The 11,756-nt window shown below is 63.0% G+C and carries 14 protein-coding genes and 1 riboswitch; of the genes, 10 read left to right on the top strand and 4 right to left on the bottom strand.

Going from position 1 to position 11,756, the window contains the following annotated elements:
- Both EN884_RS09750 and ugpC read left to right on the top strand, forming a co-directional pair.
- Positions 1-853: alpha-amylase family glycosyl hydrolase (locus tag EN884_RS09750; RefSeq protein ID WP_128360538.1), on the top strand; the 853-nt coding region annotated here is incomplete at its 5' end.
- A 24-nt stretch (positions 854-877) separates the two neighbouring features.
- Entirely contained in the window at positions 878-1,990 is a 1,113-nt protein-coding gene (gene ugpC / locus EN884_RS09745; RefSeq protein ID WP_063169811.1) for a sn-glycerol-3-phosphate ABC transporter ATP-binding protein UgpC, read from the top strand.
- 79 nt (positions 1,991-2,069) lie between these two features.
- Here ugpC and EN884_RS09740 read toward each other — a convergent pair whose 3' ends face one another.
- From EN884_RS09740 to EN884_RS09730, 3 genes are all read right to left on the bottom strand, one after another.
- A complete protein-coding gene (locus EN884_RS09740; RefSeq protein WP_013528266.1) occupies positions 2,070-2,315 on the bottom strand; it encodes a DUF680 domain-containing protein in 246 nt (81 codons plus the stop codon).
- A 69-nt stretch (positions 2,316-2,384) separates the two neighbouring features.
- Complete coding sequence (locus EN884_RS09735; RefSeq protein ID WP_013528267.1) at positions 2,385-2,585, bottom strand: DUF680 domain-containing protein; 201 nt, start codon at positions 2,583-2,585, stop codon at positions 2,385-2,387.
- A gap of 79 nt (positions 2,586-2,664) precedes the next feature.
- Positions 2,665-2,862 carry a DUF680 domain-containing protein gene (locus EN884_RS09730; protein WP_013528268.1) on the bottom strand — a complete coding sequence of 66 codons (198 nt, stop codon included), beginning with the start codon at positions 2,860-2,862 and terminating at the stop codon, positions 2,665-2,667.
- A gap of 511 nt (positions 2,863-3,373) precedes the next feature.
- Positions 3,374-3,576, top strand: a riboswitch (cobalamin riboswitch).
- A 114-nt stretch (positions 3,577-3,690) separates the two neighbouring features.
- Between EN884_RS09730 and EN884_RS09725 the strand changes: the two genes are divergently transcribed.
- From EN884_RS09725 to EN884_RS09690, 8 genes are all read left to right on the top strand, one after another.
- The gene (locus tag EN884_RS09725) at positions 3,691-4,938 is read left to right on the top strand and encodes an aromatic ring-hydroxylating dioxygenase subunit alpha (RefSeq protein WP_063169810.1); all 1,248 of its coding nucleotides are present in this window, start codon (positions 3,691-3,693) and stop codon (positions 4,936-4,938) included.
- Positions 4,939-4,963: 25 nt separating this feature from the next.
- Positions 4,964-6,064 (top strand): hybrid-cluster NAD(P)-dependent oxidoreductase, encoded by a 1,101-nt coding sequence (locus EN884_RS09720; RefSeq protein ID WP_013528270.1) that lies wholly within the window; start codon positions 4,964-4,966, stop codon positions 6,062-6,064.
- 169 nt (positions 6,065-6,233) lie between these two features.
- Positions 6,234-6,665, top strand: coding sequence for a PqqD family protein (locus tag EN884_RS09715; protein ID WP_013528271.1), 432 nt, complete (start codon positions 6,234-6,236; stop codon positions 6,663-6,665).
- Positions 6,666-6,711: 46 nt separating this feature from the next.
- Positions 6,712-7,761 (top strand): hypothetical protein, encoded by a 1,050-nt coding sequence (locus tag EN884_RS09710; protein WP_063169809.1) that lies wholly within the window; start codon positions 6,712-6,714, stop codon positions 7,759-7,761.
- Between the two features lie 14 nt (positions 7,762-7,775).
- Positions 7,776-8,510: a glycosyltransferase family A protein gene (locus EN884_RS09705; RefSeq protein ID WP_082826624.1), complete on the top strand. Its 735-nt coding sequence runs from the start codon at positions 7,776-7,778 to the stop codon at positions 8,508-8,510.
- A gap of 55 nt (positions 8,511-8,565) precedes the next feature.
- Positions 8,566-9,318 carry a glycosyltransferase family A protein gene (locus EN884_RS09700; protein ID WP_063169807.1) on the top strand — a complete coding sequence of 251 codons (753 nt, stop codon included), beginning with the start codon at positions 8,566-8,568 and terminating at the stop codon, positions 9,316-9,318.
- Positions 9,318-9,995 (top strand): glycosyltransferase family A protein, encoded by a 678-nt coding sequence (locus EN884_RS09695; protein ID WP_063169806.1) that lies wholly within the window; start codon positions 9,318-9,320, stop codon positions 9,993-9,995. The genes EN884_RS09700 and EN884_RS09695 overlap by 1 nt, the downstream gene beginning before the upstream one ends.
- Positions 9,992-11,467, top strand: a complete 1,476-nt coding sequence (locus tag EN884_RS09690) for a nucleotidyltransferase family protein (RefSeq protein ID WP_063169805.1) — start codon at positions 9,992-9,994, stop codon at positions 11,465-11,467. Before EN884_RS09695 ends, EN884_RS09690 begins: the two co-directional genes overlap by 4 nt.
- A gap of 40 nt (positions 11,468-11,507) precedes the next feature.
- Here the strand turns inward: EN884_RS09690 and EN884_RS09685 are convergent, their stop codons facing one another.
- Positions 11,508-11,657 (bottom strand): hypothetical protein, encoded by a 150-nt coding sequence (locus tag EN884_RS09685; protein ID WP_244514255.1) that lies wholly within the window; start codon positions 11,655-11,657, stop codon positions 11,508-11,510.
- Positions 11,658-11,756 lie beyond the last annotated feature (99 nt).

Genomic DNA, 11,756 nt, shown 5'->3' with positions numbered 1-11,756 from the left:
GCTCGATGAATATCCGGCAACCGCAGCGGTCGGCGAGGTCGGCGATTCGCAGCGTGGGCTTGAAGTGGTGGCCGCCTACACCGCCGGCGGCAAGCGCGTGCACATGTGCTACTCCTTCGATTTCCTGGCGCCGGAAAAGATCAGCGCGGGCAAGGTCCGCTCGGTGCTGGAATCCTTCGGCAAGGTCGCCAGCGATGGCTGGTCGTGCTGGGCCTTCTCCAACCACGATGTAATGCGCCCGGCCTCGCGCTGGGCCGCCAATGAGCCCGACCCGACCGCCTACCTCAAGGTCATCTCGGCGCTGCTGATGTCCTTGCGCGGTTCGGTCTGCATCTATCAGGGTGAGGAACTTGGGCTCGGCGAGGCCGACCTTCGGTTCGAGGATTTGCAGGATCCCTACGGCATCCGCTTCTGGCCTGAATTCAAGGGCCGCGACGGCTGCCGCACACCGATGGTGTGGGACGGCGGCGCCAAGAATGGCGGCTTCTCCCAGGCAAAACCCTGGCTGCCGGTGCCGGCCAAGCATTTGGCGCAAGCGGTCAATGTCCAGCAGGGCGACGAGGCTTCGCTGCTCGAGCACTACCGGCGCTTTCTCAGCTTCCGGCGTGCCCATCCGGCGCTGGCCAAGGGCGACATCACCTTCATCGAAAGTGAGGGAGATACCGTGGCCTTCACGCGCCGCGCAGGCAACGAGCAGATCGTCTGCGTCTTCAATCTGGGAGCCGGGCGGGCCAAGGTTGACCTTGGCGGCCGATCGCTGCAACCTCTGCCCGGGCACGGATTTTCGGGGCAGGCGAGCAGCGGTTCCATCGAGCTTGGCGGCTACGGCGCCTGGTTCGGGCGTCTCGACTGAATTTCCAATCACTGGAGGAAACCAATGGCCGATGTCACGCTAAGACAAGTGAAGAAGTCCTACGGCAATCTGAACATTCTCCACGGCATCGACCTCGATATTAGGTCGGGCGAGTTCATCGTCTTCGTCGGCCCGTCGGGCTGCGGCAAGTCGACATTGCTGAGGTCGATCGCCGGGCTCGAGGAAATCACCTCCGGCGAACTCAGAATAGCCGGCGAAGTGGTGAACGACGTGCCGCCGTCGAAGCGGGGCATCGCCATGGTGTTCCAGTCCTACGCGCTGTACCCGCACATGACCGTCTACGACAACATGGCGTTCTCGATGAAGATCGGCAAAGAGAACAAGGCCGAGATCGACCGCCGCGTGCGCCAGGCCGCCGAGATCCTGCAGCTGACCAAATATCTCGACCGCCTGCCCAAGGCGATGTCGGGTGGCCAGCGCCAGCGCGTCGCCATCGGCCGCGCCATCGTGCGCAATCCGAAGGTGTTCCTGTTCGACGAGCCGCTTTCGAACCTCGACGCCGCGCTGCGCGTCGCCACCCGCATCGAGATCGCCAAGCTCAAGGAATCGATGCCCAACACGACCATGATCTACGTTACCCACGACCAGGTCGAGGCGATGACGCTGGCCGACCGCATCGTGGTGCTCAAGGACGGCCATATCGAGCAGGTCGGCACGCCGATGGACCTCTACAAGAAGCCCGGCAATCTGTTCGTTGCCCAGTTCATCGGCTCGCCGGCCATGAACATCCTGCCGGCGACCATCGAAAAGACCGGAAACCCGACCGTCGTCAGCCATGTCGGCGGACGCAAGGCGACCGTGCCGATTGCGACGCCGGCTTCGGCAAAGGGCGCTGCGGTGAGCTTTGGCGTGCGGCCGGAGGACCTGATCATCGCCAGCGGCGCGGACTATCTGTTCGAGGGGACGGTCGACTATGTCGAGCAACTCGGCGAGGTGCAGCTTGTCTATGTCGACATCGGCCGCGCCGATCTGCCGCTGGTGACCAAGCTGCCCGGCAATGTCGAGGTCAAGCGCGGCTCGACATTGCGGCTGAGCGCCAATGGCGAGGACCTGCATATCTTCGACGCGGATGGACGTTCTTTCGCGTTGCATGAAGTGGAAGCAAAGGCGGCTTAACCGCAATTACCGTGTCAGGCACAAAAAAGAGCGGCGGGCCGGGCCCGCCGCTCTTTGACTTGGAGATCGACTTCGGTTGTTAGTTGTTGCCGAAGAGGTTGCGGTCGGCACCTTGCGGAGCAGACTTCTGGGTGGTGTCACCCGACGAGTTCAGCAGCTTGTAGACCGGCGAACCGGTGTTGCGTACCGAAGAGGTGCGCGTGCTGTCGACCGAAGTCGTGGCGGCAGGCTGATTGGCACCATTGGAGCCAAAATTGTCGCTGCCGGCGAAGGCACTGCCGGTGATGGCCAGAACGGCGGCGGCAGCAATAAGGATCTTGTTCATTTTAGTCTCCTGAATTCTGGATTTCGCCAGGACGGCAGACACAGCTGCCGTCGGTTGCGAAATTGGTTGTTAGCGACCGAAGAGGTTACGGTCGCTGCCCTGAGCGGGCGTCTGGGCAGCCGGTTCCGAGGTTTTGGTGGAAGCCGTGTACGACTGGTCCACAGCGGCGGCAGGCTGGTTGGGGCCGTTCGAACCGTAGTTGTCGCTGCCCGCGAAAGCGCTGCCGGTGATGGCCAGAACGGCGGCGGCAGCAATGAGGATCTTGTTCATCTTGAATACTCCTGAATGTCTGAATTTCGCCAGGGCGGCGGGCGAGCCCGCCGTCGACCGGGAAACTGGGAATCGGCTGTTAGTTGTTGCCGAAGAGGTTGCGGTCAGCACCCTGGGCAGGCGCCTGAGCAGCCGGTTCCGACTTCTTGGTCGAAGCGGTGTACGAGCTGTCGACAGCAGTGGCTGCCGCGGCGTTGGAACCGTAGTGGTCGCTACCAGCGAAGGCGCTGCCGGAAATGGCCAGAAGGGCTGCGGCAGTGAGAATGATCTTTTTCATTTTTGGTACTCCAGTATCGTCTTTTTTCCGTCCGTCTAGCGGCGTGTCTTGGAAATGAAATCGCGTCGTTCGGACAGCCCCGATGTGGGAGGGCAAGGTCGTCTTTTCCAATCACGAAGTTGTTCCGTGTGGACCATGAATCCACACCTTGAAATTGTGCCAACGGAATCTAGGGATGCATTTTTCTTCTTCATATCAGTGTGTTAGGTGTAGCCACCTGATGGATCACTGACTGTTTCAGAGGCCCAGCGTTCACACCGTCCTGCACGCACCGTCAACAGAAACGAACCGTTCGGTTCGATTTTAGGGCGAACTAATAGTCATTTTTCGAAACCATTAACCTTTTTTGACCCCCCGCGAAGGGTCGGATTCGGGAAGATCGCAGCCGGCAAATGGCCGCCCGGGAGGTGGGATCTCGGCCCGCGACGAGCTGCAGTAGCGTTTCGCATGCCGTGTCGCGCCGCATGGATACGATGTCGTTTTCATGCCGACGGCGCGCCCGCGATCGTGGTTAGATCATACCATCTCAGGTGCCGCTTCGTGACGACGAGGCGGAGAATTGGGAAGCCGGTCAGAATCCGGCGCTGCCCCCGCAACGGTGGTGGAGTTCAAGTCGCAACGGGAGACCACTGGGCAACCGCCTGGGAAGGTGTCGCGATGGTCCGCAAGGACAACTCCAGAGCCCGGAAACCAGCCCGAGATTTTTAGACTCGACTGATCGCGGTGGGCGGTCAAGAGGTGGATAGCGCATGTCCGGCACACAGCCGGCCTGCGCTTCAATCCTTCCTCCGTCACCACCAGTTCAGTCCTTAGGAACGAGGACAGGACATGGATATCCGCAACGACATGCTGAGGCTCCTGAAGGGGCGCCGGCAAGGCTTTTCGCTGGAGCAGCCCTTCTACACCGATCCGGACTACTTCAAGCTCGACATGGAGCTGATCTGGTATCGCGACTGGCTGTTCATCGGCCATGATTGCGAACTGCCGAAGCCGGGCAGCTACATCACCGTGCAGGTCGGCGATTATCCGGTCGTCCTTGTCCGCGACCAGCACGGCAAGATCAACGCCTTCCACAATTCCTGCCGCCATCGCGGCAGCCGCGTGTGCAACACGGAGAAGGGTACCGCGGCAAAGCTCGTCTGCCCGTATCATCAGTGGACCTACGAGCTGGACGGCCGCCTGCTGTTTGCCCGCCAGATGGCCGACGGTTTCGACAAGAGTGATTTCGGCCTGAAGCCGGTCGCCTGCGAGAGCGTCGGCGGCTACATCTTCATCTGCCTGGCCAAGGAACCGGCAGATTTCGCGCCGATGCGGGCGATGATCGAACCCTATCTTTTGCCGCACCGGCTGCGTGAAGCAAAGATCGCCTTCGAGAGCACGATCGTCGAGAAGGGCAACTGGAAGCTGGTCTGGGAAAACAACCGCGAGTGCTACCACTGCGCCGCCAATCATCCCGAGTTGTGCAAGACCTTCCCCGAGGCTCCAACCATAACCGGCGTCCATGGCGCCGACAGCGACCCTGAAATGGTCGCACACTGGGCCAGATGCGAGGCATCAGGCTTGCCGAGCAAATTCCGCATCGATCCGGCAGGGCAGTACCGCGCCACCCGCGCGCCGCTGCTGCGCGATGCCGTCAGCTACACCATGACGGGAAAACGGGCGGTCCAGAAGAACCTGTCCGACAGCGTTTCAACCGACCGCATCGGCTCCTTGCTGCTCTATCACTATCCGACGACCTGGAACCATATCCTCGGCGACCACGCCGTTACCTTCCGCGTGCTGCCGATCAGTGCCACGGAAACCGCAGTGACAACGAAATGGCTCGTCCACAAGGATGCGGTCGAAGGCGTCGACTACGACCTCGCTGAGCTCACCCATGTCTGGACCGAGACCAACGACCAGGACCGCCGCATCGTCGAGGAAAACGCCTTCGGCATCCTGTCGCCGGCCTATGAACCAGGCCCCTATTCGGAGCTGCATGAGGGCGGCGTGATCCAGTTCGTCGAGTGGTACGCGTCGTTCATCGGGCCGCGCCTTGCCGAAGGCGGCCGGCCGGCCCTGCGCAGCGTCGCCTAGCCCAGGGGACAAGAGGATGAATGCGATGACGGACCTTGGCCTCTATCGCCATCTCGACCAGATGACGCCCTGGAACGACAGGCTGCAGGTGCTGGAAGTGATCGGCGTCAGCGACGAAGCGCCTGACGTGAAGACCTTCACCTTCCGCTCCGACAACCAGACCTGGTTCCGCTACAAACCGGGGCAGTTCGTGACTCTGGAACTGCCGACATCGGACGGGCCGCTGATGCGCACCTACACGCTGTCGTCCTCGCCGTCGCGGCCGTTCTCGATCGCGGTGACGGTCAAGGCGCAGGCGGGCAGCACCGGTACGCGCTGGATGTTCGACCATCTGACGCCCGGTTCGCACGTCAAGGCCTATGGGCCGACCGGCGACTTCTCGCTGCACAGCCACCCGGCCGCCAAATACCTGTTCATTTCGGCCGGTTCCGGCGTGACGCCGATGATGTCGATGCTGCGCTGGCTGAACGACTGCGCGCCATGGACCGATGTCGGCTTCGTCAACTGCGCGCGCCGCCCGGAAGAGATCATTTTCCGCAAGGAGCTCGAACTGCTCGGCAGCCGCATGCCTGGGCTGTCGCTCGGCTTCATGATCGAGGAGCGGTCGAGCCGCGAGGGCTGGTTCGGCCATATGGGCCGCATCGACGCGATCCGGCTGCCATTGCTGGCGCCCGATTTCCGCGAGCGCGAGATTTTCTGCTGCGGCCCCGATCCTTTCATGCGCGCCGTGCGCGGCATGCTGGACGCAGCCGGCTTCGACATGGCGAAATACCATCAGGAAAGCTTTGCCGCGCCTGCCGTGGAGGAGATCCCGGCGCCGTTCTCGCCGCCGGCGGAAGACGGCGCCGCTGCCACCGTGGAGGCCGTGACACCGATCCGGTTCTCGCATTCCGATGTCGATGCCGAATGCGTCGCCGGCCAGACCGTGCTGCAGACGGCACGCGCCTCGGGGGTGCGGATTCCCGCCGCCTGCGAGTTCGGCCTGTGCGGCACCTGCAAGGTGAGGAAGGTCGCGGGCGACGTCGAGATGAGCCACAATGGCGGCATCCTCGATCACGAAATCGAAGACGGCTTTATCCTCGCCTGTTGCTCGAAGCCGCTTTCGGCGCTTGAAATCGAGGCGTGACCGGCAGGCACGGTCAGAGGCTGTCCATGCCCGCGCGGCCTGCAGCTGCGCTCGGCCGGGCCTACGCCATCTTGCCAAAAACCCTGCAAATGGTTAGACGCCTGCAACGGTGGGGTTGACCGTAGGGCCCGAAGATCATCTCCGCGGCCTGCTTCGGCGGGGAGCAAACATGCGACAATCCGGCGTATATGCCATTGCCAGCAAGGATATCGTCTTTGAATCCTTCGATGGCGAAGCCGTCGTTCTCGACCTGACCACCGGTAAATATTTCGGCTTCTCTGATTCAGGCAGCAGGCTTTGGGATGCACTGTCGTCCGGCGTGCCTGCCTCCGAACTGGTCGGCGCCGCGACCGGGATTGGCGCCCTCGATGCCGCCGCGATTGACGGCTTTGTTTCACAATTGCTCGAATTCGGTTTGCTGGCGGCCGCAACCGATGGCGTGGCAAGACCGGTTCCCAGCGAATTGCTGGCTCAGCTCGCCGCTGCCGGCGAGCCCCTCAAGGTCGACATCCATGACGACCTTGCCGACCTCATTGTCGTCGATCCCATCCACGAGGTCGAGGAGCCCCTCGGCTGGCCCGCAGTGAAGCAGGCCAACTGAGGCGCGCCAGGCTCTCGTTGCCGGACGGCTCCGGAACAGGCAGACCATGCCGAACGTCACTCTCGAAAACCTGACTGACTACGCACGTCATGTCCTGGCGCAAGCGCAGAGCAGCGCCGCGCATTATCCACTGACCTGCAAGGTGGGTTTGCCGCATCTGGAGTTGACCGCTCATGTGAGTGCCGGCGCGTTGGCGGATGCCTTCGCTCATGGCTTTGTCACGGCTGCGGACAACCGAGCGCCTGCCGACATCTGCCGCATCTTCGTCGCACATCCCGGCATTGACGGCATCGCGGCACCGGCCAGATGGGGCCAAGGACCCTTCACGCAGCATGGCTTCGCCACCAGGCTGGCGGAAGCCGGATTGCGCGGCAACCATTTCCACGACCTGGATTTCTGGCAGTTCTATGATCCGCAACGTCGCGTTGGCGTGCAATTGATGGCCTCGGCCGATGCCTTTCCACCGTGGGAGCCGGGAGCGCCGCTGCGCCCCTTCCTCCATTGGGAATATGCGGCACGTGGCATGCGGCTGGCCCATGCGGGGACGCTCGGCACCAAAGGCAGGGGCGTACTGCTGGCCGGCGCGGGCGGCGCCGGGAAATCCGGGACCGTCGCCGCCGGCCTCCTCCACGGGCTGGACAGCGTCGGCGACGATTATGTGCTGGTCGACCTCTCCAACGGCGTGACTGCCCGCCCGTTGTTTTCAACACTCAAGCAGGATCCCCAGGGATTCGCGCGACTTGGGCTGGATCACCGGCTGCCAGCTCATAGCCCGCTCAACTGGCAAGGCAAATATGCTTTTCACATTCATGACATCGCGCCCCGGCCGGTGCCTGAAACCCTGGACATCGTTGCGCTGCTGGTGCCACATATCGGCGGAGGCGGGGCAAGTTCGATCGTGCCGGTGTCGCGGAGGGATGCCATGATTGCCTTGGCGCCGTCCGGCATAGCGCAGATGCCGGGCGAGCGGGAGAGCGGCTTTCGCTTCTTCAGCGACCTGACCCGCCTGCTGCCATGCTATCGTCTGTCGCTGGGGACGCAGCCACAGGAGATAGCCGGCACGATTGCGGACTTTCTTGTGCGGGGCGCTTCGTGAAACTGAGCGTGATAATGCCCGTCTATAACCGTGAACGCTATGTCGTTTCGGCATTGCGCTCGCTGGTGCGGCAGCGGGACGCCGCCGATCTCGACATCATCGTCATCGACGACGGTTCGACCGACGGCTCTGCTGAGGCCGTACGCTCGATGATGGGCGAAAACCCCTGCATCCGACTCTTCCAGCAATCGAACATGGGCGTGGCCAGGGCGCGCAACGCCGGGCTGCGGCAACTGCCGCCGGATGCGGAGTTCGTGTCATTCCTGGATTCTGACGACATCTCGCTGGCCGGACGGTTCAAGGCCGATCTCGCCCGCTTCGAGGCTACCTCCGGGCTTGAGCTAACCTATTCGCTGATGACGCTGGTCGACCGGATCGACGACGAGAAGCTCGAGCCGGAGGCGGACTGCTGTACCATGACGCTTCGCGGAATTTCGCTGAGCACCGCTCTCTTCAGTCGAACGCTTGTCGATCGCATCGGCCATTTCGACGAGGACTTTGAGCAGTCCGAGGACACGGATTATCTGTTGCGAGTCTTCGAAACCGGTCCGCGCTACGAATTGCCGAACACCGTCGCGATCTACTACCGACGCCACGCCGGAAATGTCACCAAGGAACATAGCGGCAGGGTCCGCAACCACTTGCGTGCAATCCACAAGTCGATGCGGCGGCGCAAGGCCGATCCGTCACGGCGAGAGGTCCAGGGCATCTTCGAATTGAAGAGTCCCGCCGATTGGCGGATGCCATGATGCTCGAGACAATCGGCTCGGATCAGCCAAGCCCGCAACGCTGCTGGAGACGCCGATGAGGCTGAGCGTCATCATGCCGGTCTACAATCGCGAACAATTCGTTGGCCTGGCGCTGCGCTCGTTGCTCAGGCAGCGCGAAGACATCGATCTCGACATCATCGTCATCGACGACGGGTCGACCGATGGCTCGGCAGCCGTCGTACGGTCGTTGATCGACGAGGCCCCATGCATTCGTCTTTTCCAGCAGATCAATGGCGGGGTCACCAAGGCGCGCAATGCCGGGCTGAAGCAGTTGCTGCCGCAGACGCGTCTGGTGTCGTTTCTCGATTCGGACGACATCTCCCCGATAGGCCGCTTCAAGGCGGATCTCGCCTGCTTCGAAGAGGATCCTGGCCTCGAGCTGACCTATTCGCGCATGACGCTGGTCGACAAGATAGATGGCGAGACACTGGAACCGGCCGCCGACAGCCACTCCATCACCGTGCGAGGGATCCACCTGTCCGCCGGGATCTTCGCGCGAGACCTCATCGAGCGCACCGGTGGTTTCGACGAGGATTTCAAACAGGCCGAGGACACCGACTATCTGTTGCGTATCTTTGAGAGCCAGGCAAAATACGTTATGCCCGATACGGTGGCTCTCTATTACAGGCGTCATCCCGGCAACATGACCAAGGAAGCCGATGTGCCCTTTCGCGAGTTCATGCGCGCCATTCACAAGTCGATGAAGCGTCGCAAGGCCGATCCCAGCTTGCGCCGGGTGGAGGGGATCTTCGACTTCAAGGATCTCGCGCAGTGGCGGTTCCTTTGATGGCAGGCTACGGCGTCGTCATTCCGGCTTTCAACGCGGCCGCCACCATAGGCGCTGCCCTGAACTCCGTTCTGGCCCAGACGGCAAAAGCGGAGGCCATCGTCGTGGTCGATGACGGTTCGACCGACGATACGGCCGCGGTGATCGATGCGATGAACCTGCCGGTGACGGTGCTGCGACAGGACAATGCCGGACCCGGCAGCGCAACGACCCGTGGCATTGCGGCACTCTCGACGCCGCTCATCGCGACGCTCGATGCCGACGATTTGTGGCTGCCGGACAAGATCGAACAGCAACTGGCCTATCTCGGCCGTCATCCCGGGACAGCGGGCGTCTTTACGCACTGGCGGACGTTTCGCGGCGACAGCCCCGATTTGCCCGATGCGGCCAGTGGAGCGGGCTGGTCGCGCACGACGATGATGATCCGCCAGGAGGTGGTGCAGAGCGTCGGTCCCATCATCGACCCACCAGGCGGTCGCGGCGAGATGATCGACTGGATCGCCCGGGTTCGTGAGGCAGGCTTTGTACTTGCCATGCTCGACGACGTGCTTGCATTGCGCCGCATCCGTCCGGGCAGCCTTTCCTACGGCCGCGATCCGGCACGCGACCGGGGCTATATCCAGGTCGCAAGGCTCGCCATGCAGCGGCGGGCCCAGAACAAGGCGGGCTCCAGTTGAACGCCAGGCCTGTTCGCCGCATCAGCCGCCGCTTCCCGGACTATGGCTGGTCGTGGCCCACCGGCCAGTTGGACCTGTTGCTGAAGGCGGCGCTGCTCTCCGATGAGGACGCAGCCGCTGCCTGCGCCGCGCGCTGGCTCGACGAGAACGACATCGACCTCGTCTCGTTTCGAGAACATCGTCTGCTCGCCGCCATCTCCGACAGGTTCGGCAGAAAACTGGCCGGGCATACCGCGCACCCGCGCCTCGTCGGCCTGCAGAAGATGCTGTGGACGAAGTCGCGCATGGCGATGCGCGAGGCCGAGCCGACGCTGAAGGCGATGGCCGACGGCGGCGCCGACATCATGCTGATCAAGGGCGCCAGCCGCATTGCCTTGAACGCGTCGGCGCAGCGTGGTCGGGTGGCGCATGACATCGACATACTGGTGCGCCCGCGCGACATGGCTGCCGTCTTCGACATCTTGCGCGACCGCGACTGGCAGATCGCCTCGGGCGTCAGCGCGCAATATCTGCGAACCCGGTTGGCGTCGCTGCGGTCGATGAACTTCTTCAAGGGCCGTTTCGGCGACATCGACCTGCACCAGCTCGGCTATGATGGGTCGCAGACGAGCGCGGAAGACGACCTGGCGATCTGGCAACGGGCGGTCCCGGCACAATTCAGCGGCGTCGCGGTCTTCGTGCCATCGCCGGCCGATCGCATGGCACTGGCCATCGCCCATGGCGGCCTCGACGCCCACACCCACAGCGACTGGCTTGTCGACTGCGCGGTCGCCATCCATGCCGAAGACGTCGATTGGGGGATGTTCCTCGACATCGTCGGAAGACGCGGCCTGGCGGTTCCAGCGGCGGTGGCGTTATCCTATCTGGCGTTCGAGATCGGCATTCCGGTGCCGGAACGGACAATGGCCAGAATCTTCGAGATGGCCGACCGGGCTGGCCTGTCGCGTTGGTCGTCGGTTCTGCAAGCCAAGCCGCGCACGGATTTCGGCGGCCTGGTCTGGCTGTCGCGCGGCCTTGCCAAGCAGTTGCGCCTGAAGCGGAAGAAGGGCCGGTTGCAGCAGGAGCCGCCCGCCAAACCCTGGCGCGGGAGACCGGCCGCGGGCAAGCCGCAAGCCGCATCGGAGCCTCTGGTGTTTTCGCAGGCCATCGCCTGTCCGCAAACGACCGGCGACATGATGCTCGACATCACCGTCAGGATCGGCGTTCCGCCGGTCCGGCGCCGCATCGAAATGGAGATCAATGACGGTGGCGAGCATATCGCTCGCCTGCGTGCCGTGGCTATCAGCCGATCCGGCAGGGAACGCGTGCTGCATTTTCGCGGCAAGGTGACGCTCGACGGCGCGCGAGTTGCCTTGACGCTCGAGGCGCGACCATCGCGACAGTTTCGCGAGTGGAACGACGCGGCCACGGTGGCCGCCTATGGCGCCTTGCCTTTCCAGTTGCTGTCGGCGGGTTTCTTGCCGATCGGCTGAAGGCGAATCCGACGAACCTTTCTCGCAAGGCGGCGTCCGCTCAAACTCCGTAGCGTTCGGTGCGGATGATTTCGGCTGCAACGCCGGCATCGATCAGCGCCTGGGCTGCCGCGGAAACGAAGGCATTGGAGCCGCAGACGAAGGCGAGACCGGGCGGCTCGGGCAGCCGCGCCATGGCTTGCGCCATCATCGCGACGTCGTCGGCCGTGAACTATCCGCAAGCCATTGATCTGGCCTGTTGATTGAGGCGGATAGCGGCTTTGGAATTGCAGGATTAGCGGTATTTGGA

Source organism: Mesorhizobium sp. M7A.F.Ca.AU.001.01.1.1 (genome assembly GCF_004022735.1).
Classification (GTDB): Bacteria; Pseudomonadota; Alphaproteobacteria; order Rhizobiales; family Rhizobiaceae; genus Mesorhizobium; species Mesorhizobium ciceri.
Note: the sequence above shows the minus strand (reverse complement) of the source record. Positions and strands in the feature narration are given on the sequence as shown.

Excerpts from the sequence above, each read along its gene's own strand:
- EN884_RS09720 (WP_013528270.1), top strand. The coding sequence starts at position 4,964 with ATGACGGACCTTGGCCTCTATCGCCATCTCGACCAGATGACGCCCTGG.
- EN884_RS09710 (WP_063169809.1), top strand. The coding sequence starts at position 6,712 with ATGCCGAACGTCACTCTCGAAAACCTGACTGACTACGCACGTCATGTC.
- EN884_RS09705 (WP_082826624.1), top strand. The coding sequence starts at position 7,776 with ATGCCCGTCTATAACCGTGAACGCTATGTCGTTTCGGCATTGCGCTCG.
- EN884_RS09735 (WP_013528267.1), bottom strand. The coding sequence starts at position 2,585 with ATGAACAAGATCCTCATTGCTGCCGCCGCCGTTCTGGCCATCACCGGC.
- EN884_RS09700 (WP_063169807.1), top strand. The coding sequence starts at position 8,566 with ATGAGGCTGAGCGTCATCATGCCGGTCTACAATCGCGAACAATTCGTT.
- EN884_RS09725 (WP_063169810.1), top strand. The coding sequence starts at position 3,691 with ATGGATATCCGCAACGACATGCTGAGGCTCCTGAAGGGGCGCCGGCAA.
- EN884_RS09740 (WP_013528266.1), bottom strand. The coding sequence starts at position 2,315 with ATGAACAAGATCCTTATTGCTGCCGCCGCCGTTCTGGCCATCACCGGC.
- ugpC (WP_063169811.1), top strand. The coding sequence starts at position 878 with ATGGCCGATGTCACGCTAAGACAAGTGAAGAAGTCCTACGGCAATCTG.
- EN884_RS09730 (WP_013528268.1), bottom strand. The coding sequence starts at position 2,862 with ATGAAAAAGATCATTCTCACTGCCGCAGCCCTTCTGGCCATTTCCGGC.
- EN884_RS09715 (WP_013528271.1), top strand. The coding sequence starts at position 6,234 with ATGCGACAATCCGGCGTATATGCCATTGCCAGCAAGGATATCGTCTTT.
- EN884_RS09685 (WP_244514255.1), bottom strand. The coding sequence starts at position 11,657 with ATGATGGCGCAAGCCATGGCGCGGCTGCCCGAGCCGCCCGGTCTCGCC.
- EN884_RS09695 (WP_063169806.1), top strand. The coding sequence starts at position 9,318 with ATGGCAGGCTACGGCGTCGTCATTCCGGCTTTCAACGCGGCCGCCACC.